General features: G+C 37.8%; 13 protein-coding genes. All 13 read left to right on the forward strand.

The window, feature by feature from the left end; genetic code table 11:
- Positions 1–6: 6 nt before the first annotated feature.
- Positions 7–1,284, forward strand: a complete 1,278-nt coding sequence (locus tag ACQKKK_RS10120) for a Gfo/Idh/MocA family protein (protein WP_427616015.1) — start codon at positions 7–9, stop codon at positions 1,282–1,284.
- Positions 1,285–1,573: 289 nt separating this feature from the next.
- Complete coding sequence (locus tag ACQKKK_RS10125) at positions 1,574–2,818, forward strand: ABC transporter substrate-binding protein (protein WP_427616209.1); 1,245 nt, start codon at positions 1,574–1,576, stop codon at positions 2,816–2,818.
- Between the two features lie 84 nt (positions 2,819–2,902).
- Positions 2,903–3,823, forward strand: coding sequence for a carbohydrate ABC transporter permease (locus tag ACQKKK_RS10130; protein WP_427616210.1), 921 nt, complete (start codon positions 2,903–2,905; stop codon positions 3,821–3,823).
- A gap of 89 nt (positions 3,824–3,912) precedes the next feature.
- Positions 3,913–4,671 carry a carbohydrate ABC transporter permease gene (locus ACQKKK_RS10135; RefSeq protein WP_427616211.1) on the forward strand — a complete coding sequence of 253 codons (759 nt, stop codon included), beginning with the start codon at positions 3,913–3,915 and terminating at the stop codon, positions 4,669–4,671.
- A 377-nt stretch (positions 4,672–5,048) separates the two neighbouring features.
- Positions 5,049–5,954, forward strand: a complete 906-nt coding sequence (locus ACQKKK_RS10140; protein WP_427616017.1) for an ROK family protein — start codon at positions 5,049–5,051, stop codon at positions 5,952–5,954.
- Positions 5,955–5,971: 17 nt separating this feature from the next.
- Positions 5,972–7,138 carry an SIS domain-containing protein gene (gene agaS / locus ACQKKK_RS10145; protein WP_427616019.1) on the forward strand — a complete coding sequence of 389 codons (1,167 nt, stop codon included), beginning with the start codon at positions 5,972–5,974 and terminating at the stop codon, positions 7,136–7,138.
- Between the two features lie 223 nt (positions 7,139–7,361).
- Positions 7,362–8,297, forward strand: coding sequence for a tagatose-6-phosphate kinase (gene lacC / locus ACQKKK_RS10150; protein ID WP_427616020.1), 936 nt, complete (start codon positions 7,362–7,364; stop codon positions 8,295–8,297).
- 16 nt (positions 8,298–8,313) lie between these two features.
- Positions 8,314–9,303: a tagatose-bisphosphate aldolase gene (lacD, locus tag ACQKKK_RS10155; protein WP_427616022.1), complete on the forward strand. Its 990-nt coding sequence runs from the start codon at positions 8,314–8,316 to the stop codon at positions 9,301–9,303.
- Positions 9,304–10,195: 892 nt separating this feature from the next.
- The gene (gene agaV, locus ACQKKK_RS10160; RefSeq protein WP_427616024.1) at positions 10,196–10,684 is read left to right on the forward strand and encodes a PTS N-acetylgalactosamine transporter subunit IIB; all 489 of its coding nucleotides are present in this window, start codon (positions 10,196–10,198) and stop codon (positions 10,682–10,684) included.
- Positions 10,685–10,718: 34 nt separating this feature from the next.
- A complete protein-coding gene (gene agaW, locus ACQKKK_RS10165; RefSeq protein ID WP_427616026.1) occupies positions 10,719–11,495 on the forward strand; it encodes a PTS N-acetylgalactosamine transporter subunit IIC in 777 nt (258 codons plus the stop codon).
- Positions 11,485–12,300: a PTS system mannose/fructose/sorbose family transporter subunit IID gene (locus ACQKKK_RS10170; protein ID WP_427616028.1), complete on the forward strand. Its 816-nt coding sequence runs from the start codon at positions 11,485–11,487 to the stop codon at positions 12,298–12,300. Before agaW ends, ACQKKK_RS10170 begins: the two co-directional genes overlap by 11 nt.
- Before the next feature lie 47 nt (positions 12,301–12,347).
- Positions 12,348–12,764, forward strand: coding sequence for a PTS sugar transporter subunit IIA (locus ACQKKK_RS10175; RefSeq protein WP_427616029.1), 417 nt, complete (start codon positions 12,348–12,350; stop codon positions 12,762–12,764).
- Between the two features lie 25 nt (positions 12,765–12,789).
- Positions 12,790–13,938, forward strand: coding sequence for an N-acetylglucosamine-6-phosphate deacetylase (nagA, locus tag ACQKKK_RS10180; protein WP_427616031.1), 1,149 nt, complete (start codon positions 12,790–12,792; stop codon positions 13,936–13,938).
- The last annotated feature ends 64 nt before the right edge of the window (positions 13,939–14,002 follow it).

Consider the following 14,002-nt stretch of genomic DNA (forward strand, 5'->3'; position numbering starts at 1 on the left):
TATACCATGAAACAAATGACAGCAATAATTATCGGAGCAGGTGACAGAGGGGTAAGAGCTTATGCCCCTTATGCTATTGATTATCCTCATGAATTAAAGATCACAGGTGTGGCTGAGCCGAACAAAGAAAGAAGAACTAAATTTCAACAAGAACATAATATTTCCAACGAAAATTGTTATGAGTCGTGGGAAGATGTATTCAATCTAGGAAGAAAAATAGCAGATATAGCTATTATATGTACACTTGATCGCAATCACTTTAAACCAACCATGAAAGCATTGGAACTGGGTTATCATGTTCTGTTGGAAAAGCCTATGTCCCCAGATCCAATGGAATGCATAGCGATGGAACAAGCAGCCCAAAAGTATAATCGACATCTTACAATATGCCATGTATTGAGGTATACAGAATTTTGGGCAACGATTAAAAAGGTTATTTCCTCAGGGGAAATTGGAGAGGTAGTATCGCTGCAATTAAATGAAAATGTAGAAGTCATGCATATGTCGCATAGCTTTGTACGTGGGAATTGGAATAATAAAGAAAAAACAAGTCCGATGATTTTGCAAAAGTCATGTCATGATATGGATATTATTTCTTTTGTGATAGACAAGGAGTGTAAACGTATTAGTTCATATGGTTCGCTTATGCATTTTAAGGAAGATAATGCACCAATTGGAGCGCCGAAGAGATGTTTAGATGGCTGTCCTGTTGAACATGAATGTCCATTTCATGCTGGAAGGTATTATCTTGGTGAAGGAAAAGGATGGGCAAGGAAATTTACAGAAGACTATACAAATGAAGGAATAATAAAAGCATTAAATGAAACCCCATTTGGAAAATGCGTATATCGCTCAGATAATAATGTGGTGGATCATCAAGTTGTAAATATGGAATTCGAGGGTGGAGCAACAGCGACGTTTAGTATGTGCGGATTCACAAAGGATCAAACACGTATTGTTCAAATAATGGGAACAAAAGGAGAAATACGTGGAAATATGGAGGAAAATAGAATTTCGATCTTTAATTTTCTCACCAAGCATGAAACGGTAATAAAATTTGACAATCCCATTGGTGGACATGGTGGTGGAGATAACAGCATCATTAGAACTTTCTTGAGAGAAATTCAATATGGAAATAAACAAGATAGCGTTTCTTCCGCGCTTGCTTCAGTAAGAAGTCACCTAATGGCATTTGCTGCTGAAGAGTCAAGGTTAAAACAGGGTCAATCCATTAATATTGACGATTATTATAATAGTTTAAAAGAAAAGCCAAGAGGTAAGTAGTTTCCCAATATTAATAGAAAAGTACCATTTTCCATTTTTTGGAGTGTGAATTCAATATAAAGAAAGTTGTTCACATCCTGGTTTAATTTCCCGAGACTATTTTATTTAGTGGAGGTGGTAAGTCCTATAAATAAGCATTCGTACGTATTTTTCAGTTATGTAGTGCAATAGTTTTAATGGATGAAATAAATGTAAGGGCAATCATGGGGAAATTTGTAATATAACCATTCGTGTTCTAGGAGTATTTTGTTAGAAATCTACTAAACTTTATTTGAAAGAAGGTAACATGATGAAAAAATGGCTAATAATGCTTTTAACCGTAGTTTTAGGATTAATAGGATTAGCCGGATGTAGTAATGATGACGCTGCATCAGGGGACGGAAAGGTTGAAATTACTTATGGATTTTGGGATAAGAAGCAAGTCACTGCGATAGATGAAGTTATCAAATTATTTAACGAAAAATATCCGAACATTAAAGTGAAAACGGAAATTACTCCTTATGGCCAGTATTTTCAAAAACTTGAAACTGCTGCAACTGGCGCGGCGTTGCCAGATGTTATGTGGATGAATGGTGCCCATGTTGACCAATATGCAGAAGGAAAGGTAATCCTCCCCCTTACTGACCTTGCAAAAAAAGAAAACCTTAGCTTAGATAATTATCCAAAATCTTTAATTGATCTTTATACTGTTAAAGGAGAAATATTTGGTATTCCAAAAGACTTTGATACAACGGGCTTATGGTATAACAAAAAAATCTTTGATGAAGCAGGAGTGCCATATCCAGATGACACTTGGGATTGGAATAAGTTAAAGGAAGTCGCTAAAAAACTGACAGATAAGGAAAAAGGTATTTGGGGCTATGCTGCATTAATGGGCAACCAAGGTGGCTATTATGATTTTATTTGGCAAAATGGCGGTTATATTATTTCTGACGATGGAAAGTCCGTAGGCTTTGATCAACCGGAGGCCATTGATGCACTTAATTATAATATTAGTTTCATTAAGGAGGGTTTATCTCCAACACAAGCTCAAATGACAGAAACAGCTGCTTCTGAATTATTCTCTTCAGGGAAAGTAGCGATGATGTTTGATGGTCCTTGGATGGTACAAGAGTATAAGAATAATCCTGATATCAATGTTGCTGTAGTACCAAAAGGAAAACAGCGCGCGGTTGCTATTCATGGGCTAGCCAATGTTATTGCGGCTAACACAAAGCATGAAGATGCTTCATGGAAGTTTGTCCAGTTCCTAGGCTCTAAAGAAGCAGCAGATATATTTGCGAAAACAGGGACGGTTATTCCAGCTTTTAATGATACACAAGATGCTTGGATACAAGCCGTTCCAAATATCAATCTTCAAGCTTTTATTGATGGTGCCGATTATTCTGTTCCACTGCCTAGTGTGACAAGAACAGGAGAAATTTGGCAGTATGAAACAGACGTTCTTAAAAAGGTTTGGAGTGAAGAAGAAAGTGTAGAAGACGCTGTAAAAAAGTTAACAGCAAAGGCAAATGAGGCGCTATCTAAGAAATAGAAAAAATGAAGAAGAAAAGATGATTCTTCTCTTCTTTCCTTAAAAGGAGTGAATACAGTGACGGAACACCCTCTACAGGTTGAAGTGAAAACGAATACAAGACTTAAGGTTTCTAACTTAACGAAGACAAGGAAAAGTTCAGACTTCTTTTGGGCTTATCTCATGATTGCTCCTACCATGTTAGGTTTGTTTATTTTTTACCTGTGGCCTATCTTTCAGACCTTTTACTTTAGTTTCACCGAATGGGGAGCATTTGGTCAATATGAGTGGACGGGGTTAGATAACTATAAGCGGATGCTCGAGGATACTAACCTAATAAAATCATTTAAGAATACGGGGATTTATATTATCTTTACTGTTCCCATCGGGATTTTCCTATCTATTCTAATAGCTGTACTCCTGAACCAAAATATTAAAGGGAAATCCGTTTATCGCACATTATATTTCTTACCCGTAATTACTATGCCAGCTGCCATCGCAATGGTTTGGAAATGGCTTTACAATTCTGATTACGGACTGCTAAACTATCTTTTATCTCTATTCGGAATCAAGGGCCCACAATGGGTAAGTGATCCGAAAATTGCCTTATATTCGATTATTGTCGTAGCAATCTGGAGTGGAATTGGTTATAACATGGTCATTTTCCTTTCCGGACTACAAGGAATTCCAAAGTCCTATTATGAAGCAGCGGAAATGGATGGAGCGGGTCCAATCAGTGTGTTCTTTAAAATTACACTGCCACTGCTCTCTCCTGTTATTTTCTTTGTAAGCATCACTTCTCTAATTGGAGCTTTTCAGGTGTTTGATTTAATTTTCATGATGATTGGAAAAAGTAGTACAGCCTTGGAAAGCACACAATCGGTTGTTTATTTATTCTATCAGCACGCTTTCGTTTTAAACGATAAGGGATATGCAGCAGCAATCGCTGTTCTATTATTAATAGTAATCCTGATCATCACTGCAATCCAAATGGTCTTACAGAAAAAATGGGTTCATTATGACTAAAGGAGGGAGAACCATTGGAAAGAACGAGACAGATTGTAACAAGTAAGACATTCCTTATCCATTTCGTCCTTATTGTTGGATCTGTGGCAATGGTCATGCCTTTTTTATGGATGATCTTAACCTCATTAAAAACTTATGCTGAGTCTATTCATGTTCCGCCTGTTATAATTCCAAAGGATTTCCAATGGGGGAACTATATTGAGGTTTTTGGACTTCTGCCTTTTTTCAAATTTATATTTAATACCTTTATAATTACGGTCGTCCGGACAGCAGGGCAGCTATTTTTGTGTTCGTTAGCCGCCTATGCATTCGCTAGGATTGAATTTCCAGGCAGGAATATTCTGTTTATGTTAGCTTTATCGGTATTAATGGTACCAGGGCAAGTGTTTTTACTCCCGCAATATATGATTATGGTGGAACTTGGCTGGTTAAACACATTACAGGCGGTAATAGTCCCAGGTCTGTTTAGTGCATTCGGTACGTTCCTGCTAAGGCAATTCTTTATGGGGCTTCCAAAAGAACTAGAAGAGGCAGCCAGACTTGATGGATGTAACCATTTCCAAATTTACTGGAAAATAATGCTACCCCTCGCCAAACCTGGTTTGATTGCTTTGGGTATTTTCACTACTCTTTGGAGCTGGAATGAATTGATGTGGCCAATGATTGTAAATAGTTCTCCTGAAGCAATGACACTTTCTGTCGGATTGTCATCGCTCCAAGGTCAATATTTAACAAACTATCCTATACTTATGGCGGGCTCCTTTTTAGCGATACTGCCAATGCTGATTTTATTTATCTTCTTGCAAAAACAATTTATTGAAGGAATTGCAGTAACAGGCGGAAAATAAATAGAAAAATATAGAGGATTCAATAGGGCTAACTTTTACCTATATCTAAAATTAATTCTAGGATACCACTACCACTTGTAGGGTTGACCCAACAAGTGGTAGTGGTGTAAAATAAATAAATATAGATTGTAAGTATGGTTTTTGGAAGACAGGCTTATTGCAGACACTTTTATACTGAATTTCGTTTTAAAAAACTCATAGTATTTTGGCTATGAGTTTTTATTAAAGTAAACTTGTACCAACAACCCAACTACATAAATGAGGGATGAAAAGTCTGAAGGAATTGACTTTTGGTGGAAGTTGGAAAAAGTTTATGACGTGTTCGGAATCGCTTGTTCAAAAAGAAGACGATGGATAGGAATAAGAGGTGCAGCAAAATGAAAAAGGCAATCGGCATTGACATTGGAGGGACAAAAATTGCAGCGGGTATCATTACGGAATCGGGAGAATTGCTAAAGCGCGTGGATGTAAAAAGTGATCCTTCAGATCGGGAAAAAATGTTTGCCAGAGTTATAGAAGCAGTGGAACAAGTTCTTGAAAAATCATCTTTTTCCTTAGCTGACATAGAGGGCATCGGTGTGGGTGTGCCTGGTAAAGTGGATTGTGAAAAAGGCATGGCTATTTTTCAAAATAATCTACCATGGGAACAGTTTCCAATCACTGCTCGTTTACGGGAGCAATTCGGACTCGAACAGATTAGTATTGACAATGATGTTTATATGGCGGCATTTGCCGAGTGGAAGGCTGCTCAGGTAAAGCGGAATGAGACATTTATCTATGTGACTATTAGTACCGGAATCTCCTGTTCCATCATTCAAAATGGTTCATTTTTCAGGGGGGCCGGATTCGCCGGGGAACTTGGGTTGATACCTGTACTTTCGAAGGCAGACTATATGGGAAATAAGCGATTGGAAAAAGTGGCTGCTGGACCGGCCATCGAAAAGTTGGCAGAAAAGGAATTGCAAGTTGAACAAATTTCCGCTAAAGAAGTCTTTGCAGGCTATGCAAATGGGACTTGTGAATATTTACCCATCATTGAAGAAGTGACTGACAACTTAGCTCAAGGACTTTATGCGATTTCCTGTTTATTGGATCCACATAGAATGGTTTTCGGAGGCAGTGTCATCGTAAACAATCCATTTATGCTTAAGTTAATGAAAGAAAAGCTAAAAAGCTACCAATTACCTGAACAACAACATATTTTGGACAAAATGAGCATCAGCACAATGAAGCAAGATAATGGCGTCATTGGTGCAGGATTGCGAGTATTCGATAGATTATAAAAAGAGGAGTGTCGAAGATGTTTACACTTAATAAAGAAAAATTAGTATCGTTAGGTGCATCGATTACAACAGAGGAAATCAAGCAACAACCTGTTTTATGGGATGAAACCTATTCATTGTATACAAAGAAACACGAAGAGATTCAAGCATTTTTGCAAAAACTGGCTAAGCAGCATGAACGAATTCGTGTCATTTTTACAGGTGCTGGAACTTCTGCCTATGTCGGTGAAACTGTTACACCTTATTTAAAAGGAAAAGTGGATGAAAAAAAGTGGGAATTGCTGAGTGTACCGACTACCAATTTGGTGTCTAACCCCTATGAATTTTTAAAAGCAAATTTCCCAACCTTGTTGGTTTCATTTGCTCGAAGTGGCAATAGCCCTGAAAGTATGGCTGCCGTAGAATTAGCTGAACAAATCGTAACGGACTTCTACCAGTTAACGATTACTTGTGCAAATGATGGCAAGTTAGCGATAAGGGCAAAAGGTGATGAACACAATCTTTTGTTATTGATGCCCGAAAGAGCCAATGATCAAGGATTTGCCATGACCGGAAGCTACTCATGCATGACACTAACGACATTACTCGTTTTTGATCCGCTTTTATTGGAGGAAAAAGGGTCAATTGTCCAAACGATTCGCCAAATGGGTGAAAGTGTTATTCGTAGAGAAAAGGATATTCAAAAAATCATCGATCGTGATTTTGAACGGATTATTTATCTGGGCTCAGGAAGTTTAGAAGGCTTAGCGAGAGAATCGCAGTTAAAAGTATTAGAGCTAACAGCTGGTAAAATTGTTACTGCATTTGATTCGCCATTGGGATTCCGACACGGTCCTAAATCATTTGTCAATGAAAAAGCGTTGGTTTTTGTTTTTGTTTCCAATCATCCTTATACACGTCAATATGATTTGGATATGTTAAATGAATTGCAGCGAGATAGCATTGCCAACTACATTTGTGCTATTGAAGTCGATGGCAAAACCAGATTTGTTGGGAACACGTTTTTATTCGGCAGAGATGCTCAATCCGTACCAGATGCTTACCTGACATTACCTTTTGTCATGATTGGGCAGACTGTCTCACTACTAGCTTCCGTAAAAGTCGGTAATACACCTGATACACCTTCACCGACAGGAACGGTTAATCGTGTAGTTAAAGGCGTAACCGTATACGAATATAAGTAAATAGAATGTACTTGAACGCGTTTTATAATATAAGGAGAAGAAGCATGTCTACATTTATTTTTGCAGATAAGTTTTTCTTGAAAGTGGTAGTTCCTGGTTTTCAGGAAATTAAAGATGGAGAAATCGATATTTATTGTTTAATCCTGAGTAGGATTTAATCGCGACTTACATGAATGTGTTTGTCGTTATCAAACCTAAACAACAACCAGAAAGAGTGATTACGATGATTTTAGCTGTAACAATGAACCCATCGGTCGATATTTCTTATCCGGTTGATCGATTCAAGTTTGACGATATCAACCGGGTAGAAACGGTACGAAAAACGGCTGGTGGAAAAGGCTTGAATGTTGCCCGAGTGATTGCACAGATGGAAGAAGAGGTCTTGTCGACAGGTGTGTTAGGCGGAACGATTGGTGATTACATTGTTCAGGAATTAAATAAAAGTAATATTCCCAATGACTTTTTGAAAATCAAAAATGAATCAAGAAATTGTATCGCCATCATTCATGAGGGAATGCAAACAGAGATTTTAGAATCTGGACCGACGTTATCCAAAGAAGAAGGGACAGCTTTTTTAAAAAAGTTCGAATGCCTGCTTACAACCGCTTCACTTGTTACGATTTCAGGAAGTTTACCGAAAGGGTTACCAACTCACTATTACCGTAAAATGGTTGAAATCAGTCGTAATAAGGGAAAGCCCGTGATAGTTGATTCATCAGGGGAATCGTTAAAACAAGTCTTGATACATGATAAAAAACCATTTGCCATCAAGCCGAATACTGTGGAATTGTCTCAGCTATTGGGCTTCGAAGCTGAGGCTGGAATCATCGATTTGAAACAAATGTTAAACCATGAGATTTTTAAGGGGATTGAGTGGATTGTCGTGTCCATGGGTGATAAAGGCGCCTTTGTCAGGCATGGGGATGATTATTATCAGGTAACGATTCCAAAAATAGATGTGGTCAATCCTGTAGGGTCCGGAGATGCGACCGTTGCTGGGTTAGCTGTGGCACTGAACCGAAATCAAACAGTAGAGTCTGTGCTGAAAACGGCTATGACCACAGGAATGTTGAATACCATGGAAGCCGGAACCGGTTATATTAATATAAACAAATTTAAACAGTACTTTGATTTCGTAAAAGTGAAAAAAATAGATTGATAGAGGAGAAAAGCCGATGTTAGAACTAACCAAAAATAAATTAGAAGCACTTAAACGTTTATCTGATGAAAATGGTGTGATTGGAGCATTAGCCATTGATCAACGTGACTCATTGAAAAAAATGGTTGCGTCTGGCGATACAAATCATGTGGGAGATGAAGGTATCATCCGTTTCAAAGAATTGGTTTCTGAGGAATTAACACCGTTTTCAACCGCTATTCTTTTGGACCCAGAGTATGGTCTGCCAGCAGCAAAAGTCCGCGATAAGAACACAGGTTTATTAGTGGCCTATGAAAAAACCGGTTACGATGCGTCAGAAGTGGGCCGGTTGCCTGACTTATTACCAGAATGTTCAGTAAAACGTTTGAAGGAAGCCGGCGCTGATGCTGTAAAATTCTTACTTTATTATGATGTAGATGAAGAAGAGAAAATCAATACCTATAAGCATGTCTATATGGAACGTGTTGGATCCGAGTGTGCGGCTGAAGATCTTCCATTTTTCTTGGAAATAGTCACTTATGATGCTGGAAATAATGATGTGAAAAGTAAAGAGTATGCAAAAGTGAAACCGAATAAAGTGATCAGGGCCATGAAGGAGTTCTCCAAACCTCAATATCAAGTTGATGTGTTGAAAGTTGAAGTTCCGGTAGATATGAACTTTGTGGAAGGTTATGCGGAAGGCGACACTGTTTACAGTAAAGAAGAAGCTGCCATTCTTTTCAAAGAACAGAGTGAAGCAACAGAACTGCCGTTTATCTTCTTAAGTGCAGGGGTAAGTGCAAAGCTATTCCAAGAAACATTGAAATTTGCCAAAGAATCCGGTTCTACCTTTAACGGTGTGTTATGTGGCCGGGCAACTTGGAAAGATGGTGTGGCACCTTATGCTATAAGTGGAGAACAAGCAGGCCGTGTCTGGTTACAAGATACAGGTAAAAGAAATATTGAAGAACTGAATGTAGTATTGAAAGAGACAGCCAGTTCGTGGTTCGAGAAAGTTAAAAAATAATTGAATTTAAGCGTTGTGTCTTTTAATGACGACAGGAATTAGAGGTAAAAAAAGTGATTCATCAACTGATTCAACAATTAATGAATCAAGCGGTTGTCACTCAGTTAATTGAGAGGTAAGATTCAATGCCCTCAATCAAGTCCTTTCGTCCTGCATGTAGTTTTACGAAGTGGAAGTTGCCGGGAGAGCTTACCGTGAAATCCCTGAGTTACTCGAGGAAATGATTGAACATGCGTGTGCTCAGGGATTATAGAAGATAATTTTGTTGGCAAAATTGTGAACTGTCTGGCCGCTATTTCTTTATCAGTTAATCAGTTTTTTATGAAAAACCTCACCAGAAACCGGCGTCTGCAACCCAGTATTTCTATGAGTTCATTTTCTGCCTTTTCTTTATTTGGTATGGAAGCGCTTTCGGATATGAGGGGGTATTGAGGCAATTTTAGACTTTGTCTTTCAGGAATACTAGGGCAGCTTTCATACGAAGCAGCATTGAAGATGCTTGAACTATCTGCAGGTCAAGTTGTCACGATTCATAATTCATCACTAGGTTTTCGTAATGGTCCGATATCAATTGTAAATGAATTATTTATGTCACAGGATTGATAAATTAAGAGAATTAGCTGCAGAACAATCAGGTTTCAGTAAACATTGGAACAGATACATTTTTTTTACATTGTGCTGTTAATATTATTTTAGCTTAGCTGGCTATGGAAAAGTCAATTCCACTCGGTGTTACTTCAGATAATCTAAGTCCAAATGGTCGGATATATCGTGTTGTTAAGGGTGAAAATTCATAACTTTAAATAATGGAATATTCTTACTTTGAAGCCAAGTTGAAATTCAAATCTTAAAATGTCAAAAAAAAATTTCTTTTATGAAAGGAAGAATTTTTATGTCAGCACCCAATATTTTATTAACCAGAATTGATAATCGTTTAATACATGGACAAGTAGGGGTTACATGGGTCAACCATTTGGGGGCAAACCTAATTGTCGTTGCGAATGACAAGGTATCCACAGATGAATTTCAACAAAATTTAATGGATATGGTATTGCCTGATGTTATTCAATCACGCTATTTTTCAATACAAAAAACGATTGACGTCATTCATAAAGCGTCTCCGCGTCAAAAAATATTCTTAGTTGTAAAAAATGTGCATGATGCATTGGTGCTAAAAGAAGGAGGAGTGCCAATTGATCATTTGAATATTGGAAACATGCACTATGAAGAAGGGAAAAAACAGATTTCATCTACTGTATCTGTTGATGAAAAAGATATTGCTGCATTTAACCGTCTAGGGGAACTAGGTGTGAAGCTAGATTTAAGAAGAGTACCAAGCGAAAAGGGACAAAATATATTAGATTTATTTTTAGAAAAATAATAGATGAAATTAAATATTATTGGGGGGATAAGCTATGTTAGTCGAAGCATTATTAATTGCTTTATGGGCTGGGATTATCGGTGTTGATCTATTTAATGGATTGACCCATATTCACCGTCCGGTCGTTACGGGGCTTGTTGTTGGTCTTATTTTAGGGGACGTTCAGACTGGTTTATTAGTTGGAGGAACTTTGGAGTTAATTTGGATGGGTATGGTGCCACTTGCTGGTGCACAACCACCGAACGTTGTTATTGGAGGAGTAATTGGAACAGCATTTGGTATTATTGCTGGTCAGGACCCAAAAGTTGCAGTTGGGGTGGCAATTCCGTTTGCTGTAGCTGTACAAGGATTAATTACCTTATTTTTTACAGTATTTGCACCAATGATGCACAAAGCCGATCAATATGCACTAGAAGCAAACTATAAAGGTATTGAACGAATAAATTATTTAGGCTTGTTAATTCTGTTTACATTCTATGCAGTAATAGCGTTTTTACCCATTTTCTTTGGAGCAGAAAAAGCAGCAGGGTTTGTTGAAACAGTACCACAATGGATTATTGGCGGATTGTCCATTGCGGGAGGGATTATGCCAGCAATTGGATTTGCGATGTTATTGAAAATTATGATGAAAGTCGAATATATCATGTTCTTTATTATAGGATTTGTCGCAGCAGCCTATTTAAAAATGCCAATACTGGCAATTGCATTAATTGGTTTGGCAATCGCCTTGTATGATTTTTACCAAAACAAAGAAAAACAAGGTCCTGATAAATATCAGCCTAGTGAGGAGGAAATCACCGATGGCATCTAAACAATATGAAGATGTAACTGAAGCTCCGGATTTACAACAGAAACAATTAAAAATCTTAGTATGGCGCTCTTTACTATTACAAGCATCTTTTAACTACGAACGTATGCAGTCGGCTGGATGGCTCTACTCCATTTTACCAGGACTAAGGCATATCCATAAAAATAAAAAAGATTTAAGTAAATCAATGAAAGACCATATGGAATTCTTTAATACGCATCCGTTTTTAGTCACATTTATTATGGGTGTGATTTTAGCAATGGAACAAAAGAAAGAAGATAGAGAGGCTATTCGTGGTATTCGTGTTGCTATGATGGGTCCGCTTGGCGGTATAGGGGATGCATTGTTTTACCTGACGTTACTACCGATTACAGCTGGTATTGGAGCTTCATTAGCGGTAGAGGGGAACCCCCTTGGACCAATCGTATTTTTAATTTCATTTAATATTATTCACTTTGGTGTCCGGTTCGGATTAATGAACTATGGATATAAGACAGGTGTTAAAGCTATTGTGAAATTAAAAGATGGTACAAAATTCGTTTCCCGCGCTGCATCTATTGTAGGTTTGACAGTAGTTGGCGGATTAATTGCCACTTATGTTGCATTTAATGTTGAATATGTTTGGAAATCTGGAGACGCAAAATTAAATATCCAATCAGATGTATTAGATATGATCATGCCAGCGATGCTGCCGTTATTATATACGTTACTAATGTACTGGTTTCTTAAAAAGGGGCGTTCTCCCTTGATGCTGATTGGCCTAACTGTTGTAGTCGGCTTAATAGGATCATACTTTAATATTTTATAATTTTAATAGCTTAACACAAATAATATTGATAAGAGAGGATGAAATAAATGATTGGAATTGTGCTAACAGGACATGGTTCTTTTCCAACTGGAATGCTTGAGTCAGTTCAGTTAATTGCTGGAGAAATAAAGCAAGTAGAGGTTATTCCGTTTGAAGAAGATGTAACAATATTAGAGCAAGTTGTCATAAAAGCTATTGACAATGTGGAAACAGGAGCAGGAGTGGTATGTTTTACAGACTTAGCGGGTGGAACTCCATTTAATGTGTGCTCTAGGATTGCTTCAGGTAAAGATAATATTCGAGTAGTAGCTGGAACAAACTTACCTATGTTGTTGAGCGGATTATTTCACCGAGAACTCAGTCTCGATGCATTTATCGATAAAATCTTAAAAGATGGTAAAGAAAATATTAAGGAATTTGAAAAAAAACAGCAACAATCTGAAGAAGATGTAGCTGGTATATAAGCGTAAAAAAGGAAGCGGATACAAGGTGGAATATTATATCAAAGCAGATCGATATTTAATGGAGAATGAAGAAAAAACAGGTGGATATTTGCAAGTAAGTAATGGATTATTTGGTGGATTTTCAGAGACGGTTCCCTCAGATTCCAATGTGGCCGATTGGAGTGGACATACAATTGCCCCAGGTTTATTTGACACCCATATTCATGGAATTAAAGGTTATGACATAATGGACGGAACTACGGAAGCAGTTCATGAAATCTCGAAAGTAATTTTACATCTTGGTGTTACGCGTTTTTTACCAACAACATTGACATCGTCTAAAAAAGATTTGGATCAAGCTATTTTCGCGATAACAGAAGCGGTCAGACAAGGACTAGCTGGTGCACAATCAGAAGGAATTTTTTTGGAAGGCCCCTACTTTTCTGAACAACATAAAGGAGCACAAAATTCTATTTATTTTCGGGATCCAGATTATGAGGAATTTCAAGAATTACAGAGTCTTTCTGAGGGAACTATTGTAAAAATTGCCCTAGCTCCTGAACGAGAAAACTCGTTGGATTTTATTAATAATGTAAGTAAAGAAGGGGTATTTGTCTGCATAGCACATACGGACGCAAGTCATGATTGCTGTAAGAAGGCTATTAATGCGGGTGCCCAAAACTTTGTCCATTTATTTAACGGCATGTCAGGATTACATCATCGTAACCCAGGTGTGGTAGGTGCGGCACTAACGAATTCTAACACATTTGCTGAATTAATTTGTGATGGTTTTCATGTACACCCAGACATTGCAACATTGGCATTACGTGTTAAAGGGGACAAGCTTGTCCTAATTACGGACTGTATGCGCGCAGGGTTAATGCCTGATGGAGAATATCAACTAGGTGAATTCACTGTTGTAATGAAAGATGGTATGGCTCGAACAGAAACAGGATCATTAGCTGGTAGCACTTTGAAATTAATTGAAGGAGTCAAAAATTTAAAAAGTTGGAGCAGTGAACCACTGTATAAAATATGGCACAGTGCTTCATTATCACCAGCAGCAAGCATAGGAAAAGATAAGAAGTTCGGTAGCATATCAAGTGGGAAAATAGCTGATTACGTAGTCCTGAATGAGAAATTAGATGTTCAAGCCACAGCTGTTGATGGAGTCGTCAGGTATAGAAGAGGTTGAAATGAAGAAGATGCTATTAAAAAATCCGCTACGGCTTAACCCGCAGCACACCTTTTTTCCTTGA

The sequence above is a fragment of the Peribacillus sp. NPDC006672 genome (genome assembly GCF_050274955.1).
GTDB lineage: Bacteria > Bacillota > Bacilli > Bacillales > DSM-1321 > Peribacillus.